The sequence below is a fragment of the Acidaminococcus sp. BV3L6 genome (assembly GCF_000468835.1).
GTDB classification, from domain to species: domain Bacteria; phylum Bacillota; class Negativicutes; order Acidaminococcales; family Acidaminococcaceae; genus Acidaminococcus; species Acidaminococcus intestini.
The window spans coordinates 83,213-107,626 of record NZ_AWUR01000048.1 but is presented as its reverse complement, the minus strand read 5'-3'; the positions used below and the strand labels follow the sequence as shown (position 1 = coordinate 107,626).

22 protein-coding genes are annotated in these 24,414 nt (G+C 39.5%); 2 read left to right on the top strand and 20 right to left on the bottom strand.

Annotated elements, in window-relative coordinates:
- Positions 1-479 precede the first annotated feature (479 nt).
- From HMPREF1246_RS09260 to HMPREF1246_RS09245, 4 genes are read right to left on the bottom strand one after another with little or no spacing between them, the layout of a single operon-like run.
- On the bottom strand, positions 480-1,970 hold the full coding sequence (locus tag HMPREF1246_RS09260; RefSeq protein ID WP_021737336.1) for a tripartite tricarboxylate transporter permease: 1,491 nt from the start codon (positions 1,968-1,970) through the stop codon (positions 480-482).
- 17 nt (positions 1,971-1,987) lie between these two features.
- Entirely contained in the window at positions 1,988-2,410 is a 423-nt protein-coding gene (locus tag HMPREF1246_RS09255) for a tripartite tricarboxylate transporter TctB family protein (protein ID WP_035224714.1), read from the bottom strand.
- Positions 2,411-2,434: 24 nt separating this feature from the next.
- Complete coding sequence (locus HMPREF1246_RS09250; protein ID WP_035224711.1) at positions 2,435-3,439, bottom strand: tripartite tricarboxylate transporter substrate binding protein; 1,005 nt, start codon at positions 3,437-3,439, stop codon at positions 2,435-2,437.
- On the bottom strand, positions 3,439-4,002 hold the full coding sequence (locus HMPREF1246_RS09245; RefSeq protein WP_081690385.1) for an HD domain-containing protein: 564 nt from the start codon (positions 4,000-4,002) through the stop codon (positions 3,439-3,441). The genes HMPREF1246_RS09250 and HMPREF1246_RS09245 overlap by 1 nt, the downstream gene beginning before the upstream one ends.
- Positions 4,003-4,764: 762 nt before the next feature.
- Between HMPREF1246_RS09245 and HMPREF1246_RS11120 the strand changes: the two genes are divergently transcribed.
- The gene (locus HMPREF1246_RS11120) at positions 4,765-4,980 is read left to right on the top strand and encodes a transposase (protein ID WP_155883611.1); all 216 of its coding nucleotides are present in this window, start codon (positions 4,765-4,767) and stop codon (positions 4,978-4,980) included.
- A 204-nt stretch (positions 4,981-5,184) separates the two neighbouring features.
- Here the strand turns inward: HMPREF1246_RS11120 and HMPREF1246_RS09240 are convergent, their stop codons facing one another.
- The 11 genes from HMPREF1246_RS09240 to HMPREF1246_RS09190 form a co-directional block, all read right to left on the bottom strand.
- Positions 5,185-5,604: a RidA family protein gene (locus HMPREF1246_RS09240; RefSeq protein WP_021737313.1), complete on the bottom strand. Its 420-nt coding sequence runs from the start codon at positions 5,602-5,604 to the stop codon at positions 5,185-5,187.
- Positions 5,605-5,784: 180 nt separating this feature from the next.
- Positions 5,785-7,185, bottom strand: a complete 1,401-nt coding sequence (locus HMPREF1246_RS09235) for a C69 family dipeptidase (protein WP_021737345.1) — start codon at positions 7,183-7,185, stop codon at positions 5,785-5,787.
- Between the two features lie 16 nt (positions 7,186-7,201).
- Positions 7,202-8,605, bottom strand: coding sequence for a YfcC family protein (locus tag HMPREF1246_RS09230; protein WP_035224708.1), 1,404 nt, complete (start codon positions 8,603-8,605; stop codon positions 7,202-7,204).
- Positions 8,606-8,660: 55 nt separating this feature from the next.
- Positions 8,661-9,416 carry an aspartate dehydrogenase domain-containing protein gene (locus HMPREF1246_RS09225; RefSeq protein WP_021737295.1) on the bottom strand — a complete coding sequence of 252 codons (756 nt, stop codon included), beginning with the start codon at positions 9,414-9,416 and terminating at the stop codon, positions 8,661-8,663.
- Between the two features lie 45 nt (positions 9,417-9,461).
- Positions 9,462-10,649 (bottom strand): Zn-dependent hydrolase, encoded by a 1,188-nt coding sequence (locus HMPREF1246_RS09220; protein ID WP_021737301.1) that lies wholly within the window; start codon positions 10,647-10,649, stop codon positions 9,462-9,464.
- 70 nt (positions 10,650-10,719) lie between these two features.
- Complete coding sequence (allB, locus tag HMPREF1246_RS09215) at positions 10,720-12,105, bottom strand: allantoinase AllB (protein WP_021737300.1); 1,386 nt, start codon at positions 12,103-12,105, stop codon at positions 10,720-10,722.
- Between the two features lie 27 nt (positions 12,106-12,132).
- Positions 12,133-12,765: an aspartate/glutamate racemase family protein gene (locus tag HMPREF1246_RS09210; RefSeq protein WP_035224706.1), complete on the bottom strand. Its 633-nt coding sequence runs from the start codon at positions 12,763-12,765 to the stop codon at positions 12,133-12,135.
- Between the two features lie 19 nt (positions 12,766-12,784).
- Complete coding sequence (locus tag HMPREF1246_RS09205; protein WP_021737337.1) at positions 12,785-13,807, bottom strand: TRAP transporter substrate-binding protein; 1,023 nt, start codon at positions 13,805-13,807, stop codon at positions 12,785-12,787.
- A 13-nt stretch (positions 13,808-13,820) separates the two neighbouring features.
- The gene (locus HMPREF1246_RS09200; RefSeq protein ID WP_021737328.1) at positions 13,821-15,125 is read right to left on the bottom strand and encodes a TRAP transporter large permease; all 1,305 of its coding nucleotides are present in this window, start codon (positions 15,123-15,125) and stop codon (positions 13,821-13,823) included.
- Positions 15,125-15,577, bottom strand: coding sequence for a TRAP transporter small permease (locus tag HMPREF1246_RS09195; RefSeq protein ID WP_231368273.1), 453 nt, complete (start codon positions 15,575-15,577; stop codon positions 15,125-15,127). Before HMPREF1246_RS09195 ends, HMPREF1246_RS09200 begins: the two co-directional genes overlap by 1 nt.
- A gap of 48 nt (positions 15,578-15,625) precedes the next feature.
- Positions 15,626-16,840 (bottom strand): pyridoxal phosphate-dependent aminotransferase, encoded by a 1,215-nt coding sequence (locus HMPREF1246_RS09190; RefSeq protein WP_035224701.1) that lies wholly within the window; start codon positions 16,838-16,840, stop codon positions 15,626-15,628.
- A gap of 205 nt (positions 16,841-17,045) precedes the next feature.
- Between HMPREF1246_RS09190 and HMPREF1246_RS09185 the strand changes: the two genes are divergently transcribed.
- Positions 17,046-17,984, top strand: a complete 939-nt coding sequence (locus HMPREF1246_RS09185) for a LysR family transcriptional regulator (RefSeq protein WP_021737280.1) — start codon at positions 17,046-17,048, stop codon at positions 17,982-17,984.
- Between the two features lie 61 nt (positions 17,985-18,045).
- Here HMPREF1246_RS09185 and HMPREF1246_RS09180 read toward each other — a convergent pair whose 3' ends face one another.
- From HMPREF1246_RS09180 to HMPREF1246_RS09160, 5 genes are all read right to left on the bottom strand, one after another.
- Positions 18,046-19,380, bottom strand: a complete 1,335-nt coding sequence (locus HMPREF1246_RS09180) for a TRAP transporter large permease subunit (RefSeq protein WP_021737289.1) — start codon at positions 19,378-19,380, stop codon at positions 18,046-18,048.
- A 34-nt stretch (positions 19,381-19,414) separates the two neighbouring features.
- A complete protein-coding gene (locus HMPREF1246_RS09175) occupies positions 19,415-21,001 on the bottom strand; it encodes an amidohydrolase family protein (RefSeq protein ID WP_021737343.1) in 1,587 nt (528 codons plus the stop codon).
- 21 nt (positions 21,002-21,022) lie between these two features.
- Positions 21,023-21,868: a MurR/RpiR family transcriptional regulator gene (locus tag HMPREF1246_RS09170; protein ID WP_021737335.1), complete on the bottom strand. Its 846-nt coding sequence runs from the start codon at positions 21,866-21,868 to the stop codon at positions 21,023-21,025.
- A 375-nt stretch (positions 21,869-22,243) separates the two neighbouring features.
- Positions 22,244-23,509, bottom strand: coding sequence for a GntP family permease (locus HMPREF1246_RS09165; protein WP_021737282.1), 1,266 nt, complete (start codon positions 23,507-23,509; stop codon positions 22,244-22,246).
- Positions 23,510-23,521: 12 nt separating this feature from the next.
- A complete protein-coding gene (locus HMPREF1246_RS09160; RefSeq protein WP_021737277.1) occupies positions 23,522-24,412 on the bottom strand; it encodes a dihydrodipicolinate synthase family protein in 891 nt (296 codons plus the stop codon).
- Positions 24,413-24,414 lie beyond the last annotated feature (2 nt).

The window sequence follows — 24,414 nt, the reverse complement described above, 5'->3', positions numbered from 1 at the left end:
AGCAGCTCGATTCAGTTTCATAATAAATTCAATTTGTTGCTCACTGTGGATGCATTTTTTTATTACGTTACCTTTGACATTCAAGGAATTTGCTATATAATCAAATGTGGACATAGGCCATCTTCCTTTCATTTAGGTTTGGCGATTTAATTGTAAGAGTGGATGCCGTCTATGTCCACTTTTTTATGCAAAAATGGGGTGGGGAAAGAATATTTCCTCACCCCAACATTTATTATAGAACCTGTTAAAACGTATCTCATTTGGTCTGCGCAATTTTGAGCGCTTTCGTCATAGGATCTTGTACATTAACACACGCAACGAAAAAGGACACGCACTGTCTTCAGTGCATGTCCTCTCCAGGAGTGCATAGACACTTTAGCACCCCAAAATTTAACAAAGAATCCCTTTTTATTCTGCAAGGATAGGTTATATCTCGAAACACCTCCTTACTTTTTCAAATCTAGTTCCTATCCATTTCTTTATTTCCTTGCAACAAGCACTTTTTTCACTAATGGCCACAGCACTGTAACAACAATTAGCAACATCAACCCAATACAGATTGGCCTACCCAAATAGTATCCAATCGGATCTCCTTTAGCCATGACCAGAGAAAGCATTAATCCTCTTTCAGCAGTCTCACCTAAAATCAATCCTAAAATTAATGCAGCAGCAGAGAAATCAAACTTGTTCATAAAATAACCTAAAAATCCAAAGAATAAGGTTACAAAAACATCAAACATAGAAGCATTGATTGCGTATGATCCAATCAATGCTAATGATACAACAACAGGCATCAAGATAGAATTAGGGATTTTAGTCACATTAACAACATGTTTCGCAATCAGAAGTCCTACAATAACCATCAAAATATTAGATACTGCAAAACCGGCCAATATCGAGTAGGTTATTTCTGCTTGTGTGGTAAATAACCGATTACCCGGTACTAATCCCTGGATTAATAAACCTCCTAAAATAATGGCTGCATTGGGCGATCCCGGAATAGACAATGTCATCAATGGAATCATTGAACCACCAGTAACAGCATTATTGCCCGTCTCGCAGGCACATAGCCCCTCCAAAGATCCATTCCCGAAAAGCTCTTTATGCTTGGATCTCTTTTTGGCTTGGTCATAGGCAATCCATGATCCAATGTTGCCACCTGCACCAGGCAAAATGCCGACAACAATACCAATGATGGATGAAATAAGCATATTTACGACATAATCTTTCATTTCCATCAAAGTAGGCAGCATCTTTGAGCCAAGAGAAGAATTATTTTGCTCTAAAAGGGACATATTTGCGTGCTTGTAGTCTTCACAGTTCTCTAGCACTTGAGGTATCGTAAAAAGCCCAATTAATGCAGGAACCATCTGAATACCATTCATTAGATAATCAGAGCCAAAAGTAAATCGTAAGACCCCTGTAATATTATCCGTTCCGATAGTTCCTAAAAATAACCCCACTCCACCCATCAAGAGACCTTTTAACATGGATTTCCCTGCTAAGGACCCGATTACAGTTAACCCAAAAACAGCAATTAAAAAGCTTTCTGGTTCACTAAATTTTAAGCTTACCATTGCAAGAGGTGGGGCTACAAGTAATAATGCGATTGCGCTCAAAAATCCACCAACACCAGATGATAACATCGACATACTAACCGCTTCTAGTCCACGGCCTTGTTTGGTAAGAGGATAGCCTTCCATAGCGGTAGCGGCATTTGCAGGCGTGCCAGGCGTATGAAGAAGTATTGCTGAAATTGATCCCCCCGTCATTGCCGATGTATAGATAGCCATCAACATAACAAGAGCAGCAACAGGTTCCATTGAATAGGTAATTGGCAAAAGTAACGCAATTGCCATTCCCCCACTCAATCCCGGCATAGCCCCTACAATCATTCCTCCTACAACACCTACTATTAATCCTACAATAGATTGGAAGGATAGTAAGTTTGATATGATAGTTCCGATCATTCTAACCCCTCCAATCTTTATCCTGGCATGCTAAGCTGCAATTGCGATACAAACAGCAAATAGACAAATGCCTCTAGGCCGAATGTTATAGCAAATATCCAAGTTAACTTTCTTTGTCCCAATATAATCATACCCGCGGGTACAAAAATTGTTGTCGAAATAAAATAACCAGTAAATGACATTACTATGGCATACAAGGTCATAACTAACAAAGCAATCATGGCAGGTCCATAGTGATGGGCCATTTCACCTGATTGAAGATTTCCAAGCCTAAGACCTCTTAGTATTAGTACAACTGACAAGGAAAGACAAAACAGAAGAACTCCCTTAGGCCACACAGCAGAGTCTGGATTATGAAATGAACCAGTCACACGGTAGAAATATACAAATATGGCTGCCAGGAGAGAACCGATAACTACATCTGCATTGATCCTATTCATCTCACAATCCATCCTCCTTCTCTCTTATTTATTCCAACCAAGAATATCAGCAAAAGACTTCATAGCGTTTTCGCGTTCCTTTGCATATGAAGTATATTCATTTGTATCCATATAGTTGACTTCCTGTCCTAACGCTTCCATTTTCTTTACAAATTCCGGATTTGAAATAGCTTTTTTCATAGCCTCATTCCACTTTTTCACAAATTCTTTATCAGTTCCGGCTTTCAATGCAAAACCTCTATCAGAAGGACTGATAACATTCAGTCCAGACATCATTTCATTAAATGTAGGCACATCTGGAAGAAGTTTTGAACGTTTGGGAGCGAACACACAAAGGACCTTAACTTCTTTATCTTTGTAGGCCTGCATTACGTCCCCAACAGAACCCCAACCTACATCAACATGACCACCTAGCAAGGCAGAATAAGTATCACTCCACCCAGTTTGATGCACATATTTCAATTTTAGACCAGGAATGGAACGGTTCAGATTAACTGCGACAAGATGTTTATTAGTACCAACACCATTATCGCCTGCCAAGACCTCATTATTCTTAGCATATTCAACAAACTCTTTTACGCTATTAAATCTCGTATCCTTTCTATTCACTACCATACAGTCATAATCACTAATTTCATTTGCAAGGAAAATGAAACTATCCATTTTTTCGCTGCGTTTTTGCTGCGGGTCCATATACCCGGAATATACAGTTGGAATATTCATCTGAGCAATCGTATACCCATCAGCGGGCGCCTGAAGCAGGTCTTTCCATGCAATCCACCCATTTGCTCCTTTGGTATTGACAACGGTCGTTTTTACGCCAAGTTCCTTTTCAAGATAAGGCATTAAAGTTCTTGCAGCAAGATCCGATCCACCACCTGCACTCCACGGAACAATCACTTTAATTTGCTTATTAGGCCAATTAGCAGCTCCAGATTTAGTGTCTTTAGAATCCTTCCCGCCACACCCTGTCAAAGCAATGCATAGTGCACCAAGCAATGCCGCAGTCAACTTCAACTGTCTTTTCATCACAATACCTCCTTAGTTAATCCTGATACGGTTCCCCTAAAAACGAATTCATCAATTTCCCTAACAAAAGTAGCTTCTTGGGTTTTATAGGATTTTTCGCCTTCAAAAGAATGAAGCGCCACAATATGAACGATTTCTTCTGGTAAGCCTTCACTTGCGACTAGAATAGCCCCCGAAATTGGATGTCTTAGCAGCTCCTTTTTATGTCGATTTACAGGTTTCCCATCAAGCAACGTATATTCCAAAAATTTACCTACATCATGAAGAAGAGCTCCCGCAACGATATAATCTCTATTTAATGGGACTCCATTTTGAGTGTAGAAATCATCAAGAATCTCATAAGCGTTGATACAGGCTTGCGTGACTTTTCTAATATGCGTAATTAAATTACAAGGGCATCCTTTCCAATTAACAGTGACGGGTGCTTTGTCAATAGTGTCAGTTGTCCATCCTCCTATATTAATTCCCTTCACCAACGCGGAACATGTCAGTTTCCTAATCGTCTCATCTTGAATCTGATATAATTCAGAAAACAACTCATATACATTTTTTTCATCCATCATACCAACCCCCGATTATCCCAAAAGAAATATTTTGAAAATTATGCTTTCTCATGGTTATTTTATCTAAAAAGGCTACCATTATAAAACAGTTTTTATTTATAATTCCCACAGTATTCTATTGTTATAAGGTTTCAAATTAATAATACTCTATTATTACAAGAAACTTTTTTTAGTTGACGCACCGAATTCAGCTAAGCGATATACTGTTCCACGAAAACAGCTTGTAATTCCCCCCATGCAATTTCACTTCTATATTTTGTTTCTTCACGGAAATTTGTGGGGTCATGGACAAATAGATATTGAAAAAGGACATCAAATTCTCCAAAATATAAGGTGGCTAAACCAAAGTAAAGGAGAATTGAGATGTCCTCTATTTAGTACATTATTCAAGCAGATCTGTTTTGTCAAGACCCCGATTATCTTATTTGGCTCCCCGAAGATCCTTTAGACGATTCCACGGCATGGGTGGTCACCAGTCAGAAACGCTATACCGATTTTCTCTGCCCTCACTGCGGAGAGCCGATGCATGTCTATGGCACGTACCGACCCCGCCTAAGGACGGTGCCTATGCAGCCGAATGCCCGGTGCACTGTCCTTTTCGAGGGGCACCGCTTCCGGTGCCCTTGCTGTCAGGAAACGATTACGGAACTCAATCCGTACGATGTCCTGGAACGAGAATCACCAAGCGGGCCGCTGTGTGAATCAAATCACTGCTTTCCCAGAGACTTACGATTACCGGCGTGCAGAAGATAACGGGCATCCATTAGGACACCATTCGCCAAGCTGAAGGAAAAGCGAATCGACGGTCTGGTAAACCATGCCAAATACTCTATTGACACAGGTCGATTCGAAGGATACAACAAGATTAAAGCTGACAAACGCAATGCATATGGGTACAAGAACGACCGGTACTTTTTTACCTTGATTCGGAACCTGTCTGTACCTACGTATGATTTGGCATCCCACAAAAATACGTGAATAAACTATATTTTAACTGATCATAACTCTAGCGAACATTAACAAAACTGGCTTCAATATGCTACTTCAATCGAAGGTACGCCGTTTTATCGGAATTTGCTATTAAAGTTTGCGAAGTAAGGTTGAAACCGATACTCTCGAAAGGAGGGACGCATCGGTTTCTTATATCTGAACTCAATAATTTAGTTCTTTACAACAGATATACTACTTATAAGCTACGACCATCGAGACTTCCACTGGCGCATCTTTAGGAAGTCCCGCCATACCAAGAGCTGCCCTAGGTCCAATACCAGCCTTACCTAATTCATTGGCAAGATAACTAGACGCAAAATCTGCCAATGCGGTATGATCAATAAATCCTGGTTCAGCATTAACATACACAATTAACTGCATGACCTGAATAAGTGCTTCATCCTGCGCTAGAGTGTTCTTAGCCGCCACAAGAGCATTCTTTGTCGCTTGCTCAACAGCTTCTTTATAAAAATCAAGGGGTTTATCCTTTTCTACTTTCCCAACAAGAATTAACGTACCATCCCTTCGCGGCGTCATACCAGCAGTAAAAATAAAGCCTCCATGTTTTACAGCAGGAATATATTTACCTTGTGGTACAGGATTCTTGATCATATGAACTGCGACCTCCTTAGCGATATACTATTAATAAAATGAGTTCAGATAATATGAGCATTTTTTAGATAGAACAGTAGATTCAGCAGAATTTTCTATCATTTTATTTCACTTTGTTTTGAGAGAAGAAAAATCTTCTCTCAAAACATTCGCAATTATATTTGCAATAGGAAGTTATAATCACACCAAATTCATTTCCGTTATATCACAGTACTTCTTCAAAAAGTCAATTCGTGTTCCTTGAATCTTATCTACACCAAGCTCGGAAATTGCTGCCTGAAAATCTTCAATTAGGGAAACTAACAGTGTTTTTGCTTCCATTGCTGAATTTACCATCAAATCACTTAATAACTCCTGTGCTTCTTTCTTTTTCCCGCCTGCAATAAGCTTAATTGCTTTTTTCTCTGCATCTTCAGCCTTTTTGTTAATCTTATTTTCCAGAGCATACAATTTTTGATGAGCCACGGGAGAAAAACGGGCTTCATCCATGCCAATAAGTTTATCCAATCGATCAGTCAACCACCACAATGATTCAGAATCAAATTTTCCTTCTCCCTTTGTCATCAACTCTGGCAGCTTAATCCCAGGATAAACTGGTAGATAGATTGAACAGCAAGGCTGACAAAATGCATTTCGCACTACAGGGCCAAGACCATCTCGATAATAAGCAAGCATCGAGGCTCCTGTTTGACTAGCTTCCCAAGTGAGTGCATGACGGCAAACAGTTGGAAAATAACCTGAGGCAGCGCCATATCTTGGCTTAAGAATTGGATCATCTTCATAATGATCTCTGAAAATACGCTTCAAACTTTCAAATGTGTGCTTTTCATATTGATGAGCAAGCTGATTAACCCGTCTCCACCTTGGAATAGCCAGCGTTTGGGCTGGAATATTAGCCATATAAGCTTTAGCAAAATTAAAAGGTTCATCAGGGAAAAGCCATCTATTCTTTCTGGCATGGCTTTCCAAATCTGGACTGGCAAGGTCAAATACAGTTTCCACAGAGTAGCAATTTCCTATATTAAACATGCCTGTTTTAACAAGTTTGGCAACCCACCTTCTTCCCGCGGTTTCGAGAATCCAGATTTCTTTTTCGTCCATAATGATATATGAATTCTCATATCTTGCATCGAATAAAGCATTGGCATTATGGTTTTGCCCATATTCTTCCAGAAGGCTAACGATAACTTGAAGGGCTTCTTTGGCTGTTGCACCACGTTCCAAACCGAGTCTTAGCAGATCCATTCCCAATAGGCCATCATGCTTTTCAAGATTTCTATCTTTACTGTTTTCTGCTTCGTTTCCTATGATGACGCCTTTTTCATTTAAGCCCATTTCAAAGCCCCAGATCCAATAGGGCTTTGAACCAAGAACACCATAAGTATATTCGGCTTGAGGAATAATTGTTCCTGTGCAGTCAAGTCTTTCGCCTTTCTCATGGTGAGCCCCGGGTATCCAAATTAACGGCTGACATTCCCCGATTGGTCTATCACTGTTTTTAGCAAACATATTACTGCCATAGGCACTGGCATCTTTTGCCACAGCAAGGGTATCACATGACAGCTTATCCCAGTTATACATCCATACCACTCCTCTATTAGAACGGTCCATATCCAGTCATCACAGCATAGTATAAGAATGCAAGCTGCATTACAAAGAAGAAAATCTGAAGAGGAATAATGAATTTATACCAAATCTTCAAAGGAACTTTACCCAAGCTGCAGTAAATTAACAACGTTCCGTTTGTGAACCAAAGCGTATTAGAAATACCATCACCAAATTGGAAAGCTAGGACAGCTGTTTGACGAGTAATTCCAAGCATATCAGAAAGAGGAATCATAATAGGCATAACAGCCATGGCCTGTCCAGAACCTGATGGAATCAGCGCATTGATAAAGAAGTTGATAACAAACATTCCAGAAGCGGAAACAAAGGCAGAGGCTTCTCCCATAAAACTAGCGAGATAATAGACAAGCGGGTCAACAAGACTGCCTTGGTTCATTACCCACTGAATACTGCGGGCTACACCAATGATTAGAGCGCCTGGAAAAGCTGCTTTCGCACCTGCAATCAAAGTATTAACCGTATCCACAGCACTCATCCGATTGCTAATTGCAACGATAATACCACCAAATAGGAATACTGCGGCCATTTGATTAAGGCCCCATTTCAATTTCAGGAGTCCATAGATTGTTGCAATAAAGCATGCAACCATAATCAACAGCGAAATCATTTTTATTGTATCCATCCGAACATTTTCATCGATAGGGATACATAAGTCACTGGTATCAATATCTTTCATAAGGCTCTTTGTTGGATCTTTCTTTATTTTTGCAGCATACCTAAGAACCCAGAATAAGCTTGCTCCAGTAACGCAAACAAGCACCAGCATACGTAATTCCCAACCCGAAAACATGGGCAATCCGGCAATCGTATCTGAAATAGCTACTGTGTAAATATTAAAGGGCGCTACTGCAAAAGTAACCAAACATGCAAACCCAGAAATAGCCATGCCAACTAAGGAATCATATCCTAAAGATATGCAGAGTGAAACGATGATTGGGACAAACGGAATAATTTGCTCGCTCCACCCCAAAATTCCACCTATTACAGAAAATACAATCATGATAAGAGCAATAATTGCTTGGCTACCTATTTTATTGGATAACGAAAGAATTGATTTTATTGCTGCACCGATTGCTCCCGTCTTATTATAGATTTCAACGACCCCGCCAATAATCATAACGACAAACATTAAGCTTGCCGCGCCTTCAAGACCAGCAGGAATAGACATAAACATTTGAAGCAGAGATACCGGCGTACGACTGACCGGATGATAGCTATTTGGGATAACAACCTTTAGCCCATTCACTACCTGACGATCAAAAGCCCCCGGAGCAACAATATAAGATGCAATAGTACATAGCACAACAATAGACACTAGTACAATAAATGGATTAAAGCTATATTGTTTTTCTTGCTCCTTACCTTCCACAATCATCACTTCCTTTTCTTTCTATGACACCAACTTCTTCACTGTACTCTTTATTGTATAATTACGCAATAACAATGCCTTTTTTAAAAAGGATTCTCCTTACGCTAGAAGCAGCTGAGACAGGTGTATAAGCACCCGTAACACCAGATCCGGGCGTACTTAAAACATCGATAGCAAAACGGCAGCCATCTGCTTCAATCTCAATTTTGTGCGTATTTCCTGCAACATCAGGATCCGACACAATTTTAGAAACCGTGCGTTCAAAACCAAGACCAGCAAGCGCAAGCCCGGCATGAACATTAACGTTCCGCGGATAAGCTTTGCATGCTCCACGAGTCGGTCCTTCATAAAGGACGGTCCGTTCTTTATCCTCACGGCCTAAGTTCTTCGGTTTTTTAGTAGTGGTGATGGTTACTTTTTGCAGGACCTTTCTTCCGTCAAAGACGCCATCTAGGCCAAGAATAGCACCATGCGGAATATAGAAGGTATGATGATATTCATCGCACAAGGCATCCACCATTTCCTTAAATCCTTCTTCAGCAAATGCTGTCGTAGAAAACGCCATCATGTCCGTGTATTTTAAAATAATAGGTGCGAGCGCTATAACACTTTTTGAAATGGCAGCTTCAACAACTAAATCTACTCCTTGCTTGCATTTTTTCTCCATCTCTTCCGTTGAAAATATCCACAGCTTCTTCACTTCGTTCAAATCAGGTTCTTTTACATCAAAGATAAAAGCAATCTCAGCATCATTTTTGATATCTTCATAAATATGCTGTCCAATCGTTCCGAAACCAATCAAACCAATTTTTTTCATAATTTGCCCCTCCGTATAAAAATAGAAAAACATTTTTTTCAGTTACTACTCTTCTTTATCCAAATTAAGCATTGTATTATAAAGTACACGCACACCGTTATCCAAATCCTTCTCCTCAGTCCATTCCTCACCACAGTGGCTCAATCCATTTTTACTGGGAACAAAAATCATTCCTACAGGAACACGATGACCCATAGGATTAGCATCGTGCCCTGCACCACTCGGCATCACTGCCGAAGTAACGCCGCTGTCTTCACAGCTTTTTTCAATAACCTGCATTAAATGCCCATCACAAGGAACAGAACCCTTATCTACAGTCTTTTCAAAAGTAAAGGATACTTCGTTATTTTTATCAGCATATTGCTTTATTTCTTTTATAAGCCTATCTGTCTTTGCCGAATCCATATGTCTCATTTCAAAAGTACATTCTACTTTTCCCGGGATAACATTTGCTGATCCAGGATAACATTGGATAGTACCTACTGTAAAAACAAGTGTATCATCAATTTCTCGGCATATTTTGTCCCCTTCTGCAATTAATTTGGCCATGGCAACCATCGCATCCTTGCGATTCTTCATCATCGTAGTTCCCGCATGATTGCTTGCACCAATGGCAGTGACTTTAAAACGCACAATTCCAACAATTCCACTAACAACACCAACATCAAGATGCTCATTATACAAACGGTCACCTTGTTCAATATGCAGCTCAAGATAGCACTTAACATTTTTAAGCTCTCTTTGGCAAGCTAGAATTTCTTCTGGAGTATGCCCGTATTTTTCAATTGCCTCTTTAAATCCAGGTTGCTTTACATCTACAAGACCTGTAATTGCACGGGACCCAAACGTGCCTCCGATTGGGTTTGATTCCTCGGCGTTAAATCCATAAATTTCCAAAGGATGCTCTAATTCAATTTGATTGTCCTTGAGTCTGCGCAGGACTTCCAATGCGCCAGCAACACCGTATGCACCGTCAAATAGACCTCCATGAGGAACTGTATCTAAATGAGAGCCTATGATAATACTCTTTTTTGATGGATTTTTCCCCTTATAAAAGCCATGAATATTTCCAGCTGCATCACTTGAAGTCTCCATACCTAGCTGTTTCATCACTTCTTGGACAGCATTAAAAGCCTGAAAATACTCTTTGCTGTAACATCCGCGAGTATACGACCCATCAGGATTTTTGCCAAAATCACCAATTTTTAGGAGCATTTCCTTTATCTTATTCATCTGGAACAGCCTCACTCTCTGTTAGTTAAAACAGGATGGCAACAGATAAAATTGCCATCCTGTTTTCAAGTTACTTAGAGACTGGTCTAACGAATTCGCCCCATCCGGAGGCAGATTCATCAACGACCCCATTCTCCATAACGACACGACCGCGTACGAGGGTATAATCTACAGAGCATGCTAATTTCCAGCCATCATATACCTTGGCAATTTCTTTAGCATGGCTGTAATTCTTATGCCAGTCTACTGTGGTTTCTTTGTTCAAATCAATGATAGCAAGATCCGCATCAGCGCCTGCAGAAATGGTTCCTTTCTGTGGGAAGATATTGAAGCACTTCGCCGGATTTACCGAAAGAAGTTCAACAACTTTTTCTAATGAGATGCGGCCTTTCTGAGCTTCATTTACCATGAGCGGCAGTCTCAGGTCTACACCAGGGAAACCTGATGTTGCCTTGAAAATATCTGATTTTCCTCGCTCCTTTTCTTCCACAAGAAATGGACTATGGTCGGAACCAATGAAGTCTACCGTTCCATCTAACACATATTTCCACAATCCTTGCACTTCTTCAAGACTGCGCAACGCAGGATTACACTTTGCATAAGGACCAAACTTCTTAACATCTTCTTCAGTCAGCAAAAGATAATGCGGACAAGTTTCAACAAAAACCTTCTGCCCTTTTAGTTTTGCTTGCTTTGCAAGTTCCATTGCCCCACATGTAGAAACATGTACTAATTCGATAGGGCAACCAGTTTCTTCACCAAATCGAAGCATTTTAGCAATTGCTTCGATTTCGGTAATCGGAGGTCTGGATTCACAATGGGCTATGTAGTCAGTTCTACCTTCGGCCCTGAGTTTTGCAATATTGCCAGTAATAAGTTCGTTATCTTCTGCATGAGCAGCCAAACAAATTCCAGTTTTTGCCACTTCTTTCATAACATCCATCAACTGTGAATTTGTTGCTGAAGTAAGTCCGTCAAACTCTAATTCCCGTCCTTCAGGAGCCTGATGCAAAAACGTTTTATATGCAATAACCCCTTCTTTAGATAGAGGCACAATATCCTGTGTATACTCACCACCTGCTGCCCCAAAGAAGCAATAATCTACAGTACTTCCGGCTTTAGCTAGATTCATACGATTGTGCAGAATCTTTGCATTATGTTGCGGGGGAATCGAAATTGGATGTTCAAAATATGTCGTACAACCGCCTGCTGCAGCTGCGCGGCTTTCCGTAATAAACGTGCCTCGTTCAGCATGCCCCGGATCACGGATATGCATATGTGTATCAATGTTGCCAGGCAGAACATGTTTCCCTTTTGCATCGATTACCTTTGCCGCCTCAGGCAATGCCCCAGGCTCACTGATTAAAGCAAACTTACCATCTTTAATCCCAATGTCAGCCTTTCTAAAGGCGCCTTCAATGAAAACATCTCCGTTAACCACTGCAAGATCTAACATAGAAACCATTCCTTTCTACACAATCGACTAATTCTTTAATTTGTAGTAACATGCTAACCCACTAGCGAGTATTAGTGCACATGCGACGCCATCAAGAACCGGAACATGAAGTTTCTGCTCTATATACGCATCAGCACCTGCATAATTAGCACATCCTAAAACAATCACATCAACTCCAAACTCTTGAAGAGCTCTCTCTGCAGCCAAGAGCAAATCCTCATTAGAGTCACTTTTTGTTACTTGTATTGTTTTAAGTAGATCATCGCAATGATATTTATGCGCTAGTGCTATCTTTTTAGAGATAGATTTAAGAGATGGAGAGATAACTGCAAATCCATTTCCCATCATACTAGCAAACTTCATTGACGATTCACCTATTCCAACGACCGGTTTCGAAGTGATTTCTCTTATCAAATCAAGATTTGGATCAGAATGACAAGCAATTACATAAGCATCATAGATACCTGCGGTACTCTTTACTGCATTGACCATTTCTTCAATGGAGACAGTTTGCTCTTCATATGAGCAAACTAATTTAGGAGCTGATTTCATATGAATGACATCAACATCGACACCTGGTAACGATAATGCTTTCGCCTTCTCAGCCATTATGGCATCTGTATGCGTGTCACTATTAGGGTTTATTATAAGAATTTTCATGGTTATCGCATCCTAAGCGTTACATCTTTTTGGTGTAGGCATCCCATACATCAGGGGAAACCTGCGCCTTGATTTTATCCCATTCAGGCTTTACACGGTCCTTGAAGGCTTTCTGTTCTTCAGGAGTGAGTTTTACAAAAGTACATCCATATTTCTCAATTTCACTGCTCCATTTTGCTTCGTTATCCAAAGCATAATTTGTAGCAGCTGCACATGCATCCTGAATTGCTTTATCAAGGATCTTTTTATCATCGTCGGACAAGGAATCATAGAATTTCTGGCTAACTAGCCACTGCTGGGTCTGTTGAAGATGATTGGTCAAAGTAATATATTTTTGTTGTTCATAGAATTTTTGAGAATAAATCAGTTCAATTGGGTTTTCTTGAGCATCTACAGTTTTTTGTTGAAGTGCGGTATAAAGTTCACTAAACGAGAACGGTGTAGGAGTTGCTCCCATATCCTTCCACGCCTCAATATGGTAGTCATTTTGCATAACTCTGAACGTCAACCCTTTTAAATCATCCGGGGTTTTAAGTGGCTTATTTGCAGTAGATTGTCTAAACCCGTGCACACTAAATCCGCCCAAATAGATCCCTGCGTTTTTGTATTTTTCACGCATAGTTTTAAGGAAGTTTTGATCCTTCATGTATTTATTCTTTACTTCCTCAATGTTATCGAAGTTGTAGAATAAATCATAGATTGTTGCATCCTTAACATAGTTTACAATAATCGAATTTGCTAAGCACATCTGAAGATTGCCGTTCTGAACCATCTGAACCAATTCATCATCATTTCCCATCGAATTATTGGGGTAAATATTAACCGTAATCCGTCCTTTTGATTGTTCTTCAAGAGACTTTTTAAGTGCCAAGCAGCCAATCTGTTGTGCAGTTGATTCAGCCCCACCATGCCCAATGCTTATTGCAATATTTTGTCCACCAGTAGCCGATTTATTCTCATTAGATAACCCACCACATCCCGCTAAGCTAAACATTAACATTACGCCAGCTACCAATCCAACTATTTTCTTCAATTTCATCATAATTGCCTCCTTTTTATTTTACGCTCAGTATTTTCGGCAAAAACATTGTAATTTCAGGAATATAGGTTATCAATCCCAGTGCAACTAGAAACATCACAATAAACGGGATTGCATGTTTTGCAATGCGCGTAATAGGAATCTTTGTTAATGAATTTGCTACAAATAAGTTTGTTCCTATCGGCGGCGTTACAAAGCCAATAGCGAGATTTACCGTCATCACAATACCAAAATGAATAGGATCAACACCATATTGCTTAACAATTGGCAACATAATTGGTGCAAGGATAAGAATACAGGGAACGGTATCCATTATCATCCCTGCAAATAAGAGGAATAGATTTATTACCAAAAGTACAACGTATTTGCTTCCAACATGTCCTACAACATAACTTGCAAGCGTTTGAGGGATATTAAGTATTGTCAATACGCGTCCGAATACAATACAAATCGAGAGAATTAGCATAACAGGAGTTGCAGTACGTGCGGTATCCACGAGACAGCTATAGAGTTTCTTCATGTCAATAGCACGATAGACAACGACACCAATAAGCAGAGCATAAACTACTGAAACACATGCTGCTTCAGTCGGGCTCACTATACCACCATATATCCCGCCCAAAATAATGACCGGTGCAAGAAGCGCAAAGAAACTTTCCTTAAAGATTTTTGAAAATCCCAGATTTCTCAGTCTCTTCGTGTTTTCAGCTGTTGTGAGCTTAGTATTATCGCGTTTGATAAAGTACCCTATGATATAAATAATCAAACACAGTGCAATTAAAATACCAGGCGCAAATCCACCAATAAACAAATCTCCAATCGATGCACCCGTTGCTAATCCATAAGTAATAAATGGAATACTTGGTGGAATGATGACTCCCAAACCACCTGCCACAGCAATCATAGCCGTAACAAAATCTCTATCATATCCCAGGTCAGTTAGAAGAGGGATACACATAGTTCCAATTGCAGCGACTGTAGCAGGACCGGAGCCGCAAATAGCCCCATAAAACAAACAAGTAATAACAACAGCTATTGGAAGCCCCGCCGGAATGTCACCAAAAAAGTAGGAGAAAAAATTGAACAACCTATCTGACATTCCACTTTCCGCCATTATACTTGACGATAGCATAAATAAAGGAATAGCCAGCAAAACATAGGAATCCATCCCATTGACCATCGTTTTGGAGAAATAAACAGGATCACAAGCAAAAGAAGGATTTATGAGGTTCACTGACAATGTTGCCCAACCTACACTAAAACCAATTGGTATTCCAACTGCTAGAAACAAGAGAAAGATTGCAAACATTATAGAAGTCATTAAACCCTCCCGTCCTTTCTCTTTGTGAAGTATAGAACAAGCTTTTGAATAATGCGAATAACACTTAAACACAATCCCAAGAATAGTGATCCATATACATACTCCATAGGGAGATGTAGTCCAGCCGAAATTTGATGCCGCATGTTAACTTGTTGCAGTACCTTATACGAAGCTGGAAGCAAATAAAGTACAAACAGGGTTGTAACTATAAACTGAATTTTATTGAAAATAGGAACCACCTTAGGATATAAAGTTTCAATGATGTTTACTCGAATATGAGTATCATTTTTAATACCATAACTGATACCCAAAAATACAAACCAAATAAATAAGTACCGTGTGGCTTCTTCTGACCATGTTAGAGGAGATTTAACAACATATCGAAAGAACACATGAACAGCCATCATAATGACAACTCCCGACAAAGAAATTGCCATCAGTAATTCTTCCACATGCTTATCAATAGCAGTTAATATCTTTTTCAATCTCAACCACCCCGCTTAAGCTTTTCTATAGCGTTCCATTACCTTTAATACACGATCGATTGCATCAATGGCTTTATCATGATCCTGCGAAAAATTAACACGGAAGTTCAGAGTAAACTGAGGCCCAAACTCTGTACCAGGCGTGATAACAACCCCCGTCAATTTACGAACGATCTTCGCAAAATCACTGATGGAAACGTCCAGCGGTGGAAGCTGTGGGAAGATATAGCTGCCGCCTTCCGTTTTTCTTACCTTACAGCCTTCATGAGATCGTACAAGTGCCACCAAATCATCACGAATGCGCTGATGTTCAGCAACTCGCTCCTTCATGAATCCCTTCGGTTCATTAAACCAACCGTTGAGGACATACTGGGAATAGCCTGGGGCACGAAGCGTCACGATGGCTTGCAGTTTTTCCATACGGTCAATAATCCATTTCGTGCCAAACGCCGTACCGAGACGGAAACCACTCAAAGACTCCGTTTTAGAAGGTCCCATGATTGTCAGCATATCATCAGGACGATTGTCCAACGCTCTCAGATGAGTGTAGGGATGATTATCAAAAACTTGCCTCGAATAAAGTTCGTCAACGAGAAGAATAACATTATACTTTTTAGCAAGTGCTGCGATGCCTTCAATTTCTTCTTTGGAATAAATGACGCCCGTAGGATTGTTCGGGTTGGAGAAGAGGAAAAGTTTGACCCCTTGCTTAAAGGATTCTTCCAAGTCTTTAAGATTGACGCCAGCGCAGGCATCCTGACTCAGATAATCGAGCTTGACCGGTACAAGTTCTCCTTCAAAAAACTCTACAAGTTTCCGGTTATCGAAGTAGTCAGGTTCTACGATAGCAACCTTGTCACCACGTCCAACAAGGCAGCCTAGTGCCAAGAACAGTGCACCCTGCGTTCCAGGTGTAATAATCAGTTCACTATCTGGATCAATGGGTGCCCCCGTAAATTTAGCAAGCTTTTCCGCCACAACATAGCGGGGTCCCTTCCCGCCACGATATTCTGTATAGGCAACGCACCCGCCCTTCTTGAACCCCTCTACAAAAAGGTCTAACGACCCTGGAGTCGGGATATGGGCATCAACATCTCCATGAGAAAAGTTAACTTCTGGACCTTGCAGAGGTTCCCCTCGTAAATCAAGAACGGTTTCTTTCTGAAGAACCTCTTGCCCAGGCGCATTTTCGATTCCCAATCTCATGAATTTTTCAGCAACATTATCCATCATAACAACTCCTCTCAAATATATTTAGTCTAACTTTCTACCCTTATATTAACATTTTAAACAGTATTAATATAATTGTTTAAAATTGACTTTAATATATATTTAAAGTTATAATATTTTTTACTAAAAGCATGATGAAATCTAGCTTTTTTGTATTTTTATTTTAATATTTTTTATAAATTAATTTGTTATTTGAGGGATGTATATGGAAAAAGCAATGGAATATATTTTAAAAGTTCATGAATGTAAGAGTATCTCCAAAGCCGCGGAACAACTTTTTATATCCCAACCAGCATTAAGTAACATTATAAAAAAAGAAGAAGATAAGTACGGGGTTATATTGTTTGATAGAAATTTTAAACCTATCATCTTAACAAAAGACGGTGAAAAATATATTCATTATGCGATGAAGATAAAGTCACTTGAATCAGCATTAAAAAGAGATCTTCGTAAATCCAGCACATCTCTTACCATTGGGAGCTCCGCATTTTTCTGTTCAAATGTTTTACCTGGTCTCATCCATGATTTTTTAAAGAAAACCAAATACAAAACTAAGATTCAAGTGGTAGAAGGGAATGCCAGCACATTGGTTTCTAAATTTAACAGTGGTGATTTAGACTTTGTCATTACAGTAGATTCAAACTACGGAAAGAAGGCTCATTTTACAGAACTAAAAAAAGAATTATTGATTTTAGCAGCTCCTATCCACATGTTTTCCTCTACGTTCATTGTCCATAACGCTATTCCCTCCCCACTCTTAGGAAACCCATACATGATACTGGACCGATCACCAAAATTATCATTAAGAGAATTCATCAAATATCCATTTATATTATTATCAAAGGGTAATGACATGTATTATCGCGCCCATTTAATGTTTCGAAACATTAAATGCCATCCAACCAAAGTTATATACATGGATCAACTACAAAGTGCATACCTAGCTGCAAAGTCAGGACAAGGAATTACTTTCATAAGAGCAGATCTACTTAATTTCATGGATACAAGTGATTTATGCTTTTTCCAGATTGAAGACCCCCTTTCAATAAGAGAAGTAAAAATTTTTTATAAATCTCTTGACTCTTTAAGCGATGCAGGACAAACATTTCTTAATTTTTGTTTAAATGAATTTGCCAGCATTTAAGGGTTAAATTAAATATCCCTAGAGGGCTAAATCCTCCAGGGACATCTAATATGGTTATTTATTATACAGGGAAGAAAATGGGCATTCCTATAATAGCCCAAAGTATAATGAAAATGATAGATATCAGGGAAACAGCCCAACCACCAAAGAGCATAGCCTTAAGACTTTCACTTCTTGCAAGTCCCATCGGCGCAATCATATTTGAGCCTGGATAGATGGACGTCGTAACACGAGACCCGCAAATAAGCGCTAGTGCCCAAACTTCCATGGGAACTTGGGTCGCTTTCAACGCATCAATAAACAAGTCATTCGTAACTTTTAGTTGAGCTACAGCACCACCATTGATTCCAAAAGAACCAACGAGTGTTCCCATAATAACAACCATTGCACGACTTCCTTCTCCTGCTAAGCTAAGGAAAAGGGCTCCTAAGGCTTCGAAGCCACGACCATAGTTGATATATTGAAGCATTACGTCAAGGAGAATAAACAGGAAAAACGTTCCTGCCATAGATCCCATACCCTTAACAAAACTATTAATTGCCTTTGTAAGACCAATACCACTTACAATTGTAATTTCAAGCATCAGTACAAGCATAACAAAAATGGTATACGCAGTGCTCTGTTTTGTCAGCATGCTATAAATCAATAAACCAATGAAACCTAGGGCGAAGGCAATCGTAGTCAATTTTTCACGTTCTGTGATTTCTATCTCTGTAGATTCATCCTCCCCAATCTCATATTTTTCATCATAGGAAGGATTTTTTTGAATTCGGCATCCCACAAAATAAATTACAACTAACCATATAATTCCATATGGAATTGCAGCCCATAACATCATACGACCATAACTTAGACCAGTAATAGCTAGCAACGCAACGGTTGGGCCAGTAAAGGGTCCCCAAATCAATCCGGTTTCACCAGACGATTGGAATAAAGCTGCAACAGTAGCGGGTTTTAATCCTGCGGTTGCCACAACAGGGATAAGAATAGGAGCAACAATAGCGCATCCACCTGCAAGAGTCCCTAAAAATCCACAAATTAAAGTTGTTGTTACAATGACACAAATAATAGCCCTTTTTTCAGTTTTTACACCAATGTACTTTATAATCCATTTAACAAAGGTGTGACTGACATGCGCTTCACTCATTACAGCCCCTAGACCAGCTCCACACATAATTATCAACCCGATAACACCGAGCGTAGAACTAAGTGATTTTGTAACTGTTTTTGCGAACAAAGCTGGTGTCTGACCTGTCAGGAAATATCCTGTAATAACAGCAAGCAATCCAGCAGTGACAGCATGAGCTTTTGGCTTGAATGCAATAACGATATACACTAGCATCGGTATTAAAGCCCATAGCGATTCTTTTGGTATTAAAGCATAATCTCCCAACATCGTTTTCATCTCCTTTTCAAACACCAGACCTCATTCAACGCCCATGTCGAACAAATTCACCTTTTCTAATGCCTGCATCCTCACCATCCTTTAAAACTAAGGTTCCTCCTAATATTACTGCATTGATTCCTTCCGGCTTTTCTAGAGAATCGATATAGGTACTCTTATCTCGAATTGCTTTTTCGTCAAATATAACAATATCAGCGATATAACCTGGTCGTAGTTTTCCACGGTCCTTGAGTCCTAAAATATCAGCTGTTACCCCGGTCGCTTTAGAAACTGCTTTTTCAATACTCATCATATTATGTTCTCTAATAGTTTGGAAAAATCGTGGAAACGTCCCGAAACTTCTCGGGTGAGGATTTGTCGTCATGTAGGAATGATCATAGGTATATGCATATCCATCAGAACCAACTGCAATATATGGTTCTTGCATAATCGTTAGCATATCCTCCTCTGATAGACAAAAGTAGCAACAATCAACACCACCGCCGGCATCAATGAGTAATTTTGCGACTGCAAGAGAAGGCGACAATTGCAAAGTCTCAGCTATTTCATCTAGCCTCTTACCTTCAAATTCCTTATGTTTTCCGCGGTCCCCCACAATCATAACAGCATGTGGTCCACCACGGCGTTCTATTTCTTCCTCAATTTCCGTAAGGAGCCGTTCGTCTGGCACAGTCAAACGTTCGCACATTTTCCCGGAACCACCATCATGTGCCCACTTTGGAACAAGTGCCGATAAGCCTGTTGAGGTAGCCGTGTACGGGTATTGATCACAGGTTACATTAATGCCCTCTGCTCGGGCCTTACGAATTCTTTGTATCAATTTATCAGCTTGGCCCCACTGACTTTTTCCTATAAGTTTTAGATGAGAGATTTCCAAATGCACACCCGTTGCCTTAGCAACCTCAAGCATCTCATCAACGGCTTCAAAAATCTTTGTGCTCTCACTCCTCATATGGACAGTAAGAAGCGCCTCATATTCCTTCAATACTTGAGCCAACGCAACAAATTCATCTATATCACCATATGAACTTGGAGGATAAATGAGCCCCAAAGACATTCCAAATGCGCCTTTTTTTAACTCACGTTCCAGAATTTTACACATTGATTTAATTTGTTCTATGTTGGCCTTACCCATTTCCATACCAACTACACAGCCGCGCAGAGTTCCATGCCCAATCAGCATCCCCATATTTGTATAGGGCAACGTGGCCTCCAAGTGTTGTGCATAATCATTTAAAGTATCATCTTGAAGTGATCCGTCCAGAGGTAACTGAAGTGCAGTTCCGAAGAAATTCGTTAAACGTTCTCTAGATTCGTCCGTGATGGGTAAGCAAGAAATTCCACAGTTACCAGTTATTTCTAAAGTAATACCCTGATATAACTTACTTTTAGCTTCTGCACCTAAAATAAAAGGACATACATCAGAATGTGAATGGATATCAATGAATCCGGGCGCTACAATATGATCTTTCGCATCCAGTATCATTTCTGCCGGTTCATTAAAATCTCCAATCACTGTAATTCGCCCGCCTTTTATACCAATATTCCCATAGTATTCAAGGCATCCTGTCCCATCAACAATTCTACCATTACGAATAACCATATCGAGCATACAAATCCCTCCTTTTTGTTCTCACTCCGATTTATCTTTGCAATAAATCCTAAGTTTTCTTGTAACGTCGTTCTCCTCTTGAAACGTCGCAATGTTGCTTTCAGGGTTTATTTGGCCAAGCACAATCAACAATGCATTTATAACAGCAAACGTCGTAATAAAATAGATTTTCAATTTATTTTTCACAACTAATACATAAGTGGCAGATTTTGCTATTGGTGAAGTTAGTCTATCTGTGATGCTAATGATTTTACATTTTCTTTGATTAAAATAGTCTACAATTTGCTCACTAAATCTTGTATATTTTGGATAACTGATTACTAATAATACATCTTTCTCATCCACATATTGCAAATCAATCGATAAATCTTCATTTCTATTTTCAATCAATCGAACATTCTCTTTAATTCGCTTTAGGGAGAAATATGCATAATAGGCAATTGAGAACGATGATCTAGACCCCAAAATATAGATATTTTGCGCCTTATTAAGTACCTGTGCTGATAAATAAATCTTTTCATTCAGAGAATTACTATACAGAGAATCAAGAGCAGCCTTCGCATCACCAATTTGATCCAATAGTACATTTTGCTTGGAATCTGAAAGAATATATGATTGATACTCAGTAATCGGCGTAATTTCTGCTTTTGCAAGAGACTCAAGTTCTTTTTGAAAAGAAACATAAGAAGAATATCCAAATCTTCTCACAAATCTTGTAATGGTTGCTGTACTAACGGCTGCATTCTCACTTAATTCACGTATGCCCATAAAGGATACATCTACATAATTATTTAGGATATAATCAGCAACCTTACGGTGTTGCTTTGATAAATTTGAGTAGGATTCTCGAATGACAGCTAAAATCATGATGTGTCCTTTCTTAAAAAATATATGGAAAAAATTTCTTTCTTTATTGTACTAACTCACTGCATTATTTGTCAAATTATTTTCATTATGAAAATAATAATAAAAAATATTTTACATTTTTTGTGTAAAAAGCGGAAAATGATGACGTTTTTAATCAAATTATGAAAAATTTCACCCGTCAAATTTTCACTTTTTTACAGTTAAAATATGAATTATCTCACCTGCTGTATCAAAATTAGACCTATCTTATTTTGATAGAAAATCAAAATAAGATAGGTCTAATCATTTAGCTCTGACTGTTAAGTTTATAAGTTTTAGCGAACGAATTTAAATTAAAGATTCATTCAACTCGCCTATGCTATCTTCGCTTCAAATTCAAAAAGTAAATCTAAGGAATCCAAAAATGATCGTCGCAACAACGGTCATACCAAAACCAATTAAAGATTCATAAGGAAGCACTCTCATTCTTTCGTTGATGCTCATGCGCAAAGTACCCGCACTGATATGGAAGAAGGAACCATGTGGCAAACAATCAAACACACAGCATCCGGTATGAATCATAGCAGCCGCTTGTACTGGTGTTACACCAAAGGAGAGAATTGTCGGCCCAAATACTTGCGAAGCTACGGTTGCGCCGGCTACACAAGACGCTGTTGCTCCACCCATTAAAATACCGGAAAGTGGAGCCAAGATATATCCTGGCATTCCTAAGGCATCTACTGATGTAATCAATAGTTCCTTGAGTGCAGAGTTAGATACGATTCCTGCAATCGTCCCCGTTCCTAAGAGAAGCAGAACAATTCCACTCATTCTAGAAATACCGGTTGTGGCATACTGCAGCATCTTCTTCGTTTGTCCATTAGCGATGGTGCCTACTACTCCGCCCAACGGTAGGGCAAGAATCGGATCAATAGTAATACCTACAATCGGTCTTAACATTAAAAGCACTATTGTAAAAATCGGGCCAATAATGGCTTTACTAAAAGGAGGAAGTCCTTCTTCACCTTGCGGTACTTCCAGTGAAGATTCATCAACTTTCTCACCATACTCCTTTAACATCAATACAAATATGTAAGTTATGGCAAGTCCGACTAGCGCAGGAATAAATCCAGCCATAATAACCGAAGTCATTGGAAGTCCAAGGTTTTCTGAAAGTGCAATGGTATTAGGATTCGGAGAAACAACATTACCAGCGTGAATACCGCCAATCAGTGCAATTGATGCAGCCGCCTTGGAGTAATTTGTTCTGCAGGCAATATCCAAGGCAATTGGTGCCACAATAATTACAACAACATCGCCAAAAGTACCTACAGCTTGAAGAACCCAAGCAGCTACAATGATTGCGAGGAGGGAAAACTTCTTACCCATCTTTTTAACGATAAAATGTGCAATTGTCTGCGCCGAACCAGAATCAATCAAGAATCCCGCAAGCATACCTGCGGCAATAATGCGTAGTATGCCAGACGTCATACCACTTGCCCCTTTGACCATAAATCCAATTGTTGAGGCTAGACTTGCTCCACCAACTAATCCACCAACAATTGCGCCTAACATCATTCCATATACTGGTGGAAATTTGTAAATAATCAAAGCAATTGCAACTACTAGGCCAATAACAGCACCCAATGCAGTAATAGTCATAATTGACACCCCTTACAGCAAATCGAGATCCTTTAATAATTTTCGGATCTTTTTATCTTCAGCATCAGTCGCTACGACAAAAGGACTGCTTCCATACTCGTTTTCAATGAGTCCCCTAATTTTCATGGCACGTTTTACAGCAGTCAGAAATGGAGAACAAATTTCAAATAACTCCATCATTCGGTTTACCTTATGCTGCATAATTTCAACATCATGCCAACGCCCTTCATTCAAGGCCTTTGTAAGTGCTACAAAAAGTTCAGGATACATATTGGTAAGACCCCCAATACAACCGCTTCCTCCAGCTAGGTAATTAGGGACAAAGCAGTCATCAAAGCCGCTATAGACCTCAAAATCCGGAAATTCACGATGCATAGTAAGGCACAAATCTCTCGTGTGAGCAAAATTATCAATTGTATCCTTATATCCTTTAAGGTTCGCATATTTTCTTCTGAGACGCAGTGCAATCTCCGGTTTTAAATCATATCCTGTGCATCCAGGATAGTTATATAAGTAAACAGGGCCATGAATATTTGGTACAATTTGATCATAATAATTTTCAATATTAGCATCGGAGAGTTTAAAATAATACGGACTAATAACAATTACGGCATCTGCCCCTTGCGAAAGTGCAAAGTTCCCCACCTCCACGGATTCAGAAGGAATCATACGAGACGCACCTACGATTACATCCATCTGATGATTAACCGTTTTCAAGGCAAATGCAGCCAGATCCTTTGCTTGGGTAAGGGTGAGGTTAAAAAACTCACCCGTACTCCCCATTAAAACAATACCATCGCTATGATTGCGAATTAAATTTTCATAAACGGACTTGTTGCCGTTATAATCCAGTGATCCATCCTTATTAAAGATTGTCACAACAGCAGTGTAGAACTTTGCCATCG

What these genes read in the sequence shown, in the direction of transcription:
- HMPREF1246_RS09260 (WP_021737336.1), bottom strand. Translation starts at nt 1,970, where the DNA reads ATGATCGGAACTATCATATCAAACTTACTATCCTTCCAATCTATTGTA.
- HMPREF1246_RS09255 (WP_035224714.1), bottom strand. Translation starts at nt 2,410, where the DNA reads ATGAATAGGATCAATGCAGATGTAGTTATCGGTTCTCTCCTGGCAGCC.
- HMPREF1246_RS09250 (WP_035224711.1), bottom strand. Translation starts at nt 3,439, where the DNA reads ATGAAAAGACAGTTGAAGTTGACTGCGGCATTGCTTGGTGCACTATGC.
- HMPREF1246_RS09245 (WP_081690385.1), bottom strand. Translation starts at nt 4,002, where the DNA reads ATGATGGATGAAAAAAATGTATATGAGTTGTTTTCTGAATTATATCAG.
- HMPREF1246_RS09240 (WP_021737313.1), bottom strand. Translation starts at nt 5,604, where the DNA reads ATGATCAAGAATCCTGTACCACAAGGTAAATATATTCCTGCTGTAAAA.
- HMPREF1246_RS09235 (WP_021737345.1), bottom strand. Translation starts at nt 7,185, where the DNA reads ATGTATAACTGGGATAAGCTGTCATGTGATACCCTTGCTGTGGCAAAA.
- HMPREF1246_RS09230 (WP_035224708.1), bottom strand. Translation starts at nt 8,605, where the DNA reads ATGATTGTGGAAGGTAAGGAGCAAGAAAAACAATATAGCTTTAATCCA.
- HMPREF1246_RS09225 (WP_021737295.1), bottom strand. Translation starts at nt 9,416, where the DNA reads ATGAAAAAAATTGGTTTGATTGGTTTCGGAACGATTGGACAGCATATT.
- HMPREF1246_RS09220 (WP_021737301.1), bottom strand. Translation starts at nt 10,649, where the DNA reads ATGAATAAGATAAAGGAAATGCTCCTAAAAATTGGTGATTTTGGCAAA.
- allB (WP_021737300.1), bottom strand. Translation starts at nt 12,105, where the DNA reads ATGTTAGATCTTGCAGTGGTTAACGGAGATGTTTTCATTGAAGGCGCC.
- HMPREF1246_RS09210 (WP_035224706.1), bottom strand. Translation starts at nt 12,765, where the DNA reads ATGAAAATTCTTATAATAAACCCTAATAGTGACACGCATACAGATGCC.
- HMPREF1246_RS09205 (WP_021737337.1), bottom strand. Translation starts at nt 13,807, where the DNA reads ATGATGAAATTGAAGAAAATAGTTGGATTGGTAGCTGGCGTAATGTTA.
- HMPREF1246_RS09200 (WP_021737328.1), bottom strand. Translation starts at nt 15,125, where the DNA reads ATGACTTCTATAATGTTTGCAATCTTTCTCTTGTTTCTAGCAGTTGGA.
- HMPREF1246_RS09190 (WP_035224701.1), bottom strand. Translation starts at nt 16,840, where the DNA reads ATGGATAATGTTGCTGAAAAATTCATGAGATTGGGAATCGAAAATGCG.
- HMPREF1246_RS09185 (WP_021737280.1), top strand. Translation starts at nt 17,046, where the DNA reads ATGGAAAAAGCAATGGAATATATTTTAAAAGTTCATGAATGTAAGAGT.
- HMPREF1246_RS09180 (WP_021737289.1), bottom strand. Translation starts at nt 19,380, where the DNA reads ATGTTGGGAGATTATGCTTTAATACCAAAAGAATCGCTATGGGCTTTA.
- HMPREF1246_RS09175 (WP_021737343.1), bottom strand. Translation starts at nt 21,001, where the DNA reads ATGCTCGATATGGTTATTCGTAATGGTAGAATTGTTGATGGGACAGGA.
- HMPREF1246_RS09170 (WP_021737335.1), bottom strand. Translation starts at nt 21,868, where the DNA reads ATGATTTTAGCTGTCATTCGAGAATCCTACTCAAATTTATCAAAGCAA.
- HMPREF1246_RS09165 (WP_021737282.1), bottom strand. Translation starts at nt 23,509, where the DNA reads ATGACTATTACTGCATTGGGTGCTGTTATTGGCCTAGTAGTTGCAATT.
- HMPREF1246_RS09160 (WP_021737277.1), bottom strand. Translation starts at nt 24,412, where the DNA reads ATGGCAAAGTTCTACACTGCTGTTGTGACAATCTTTAATAAGGATGGA.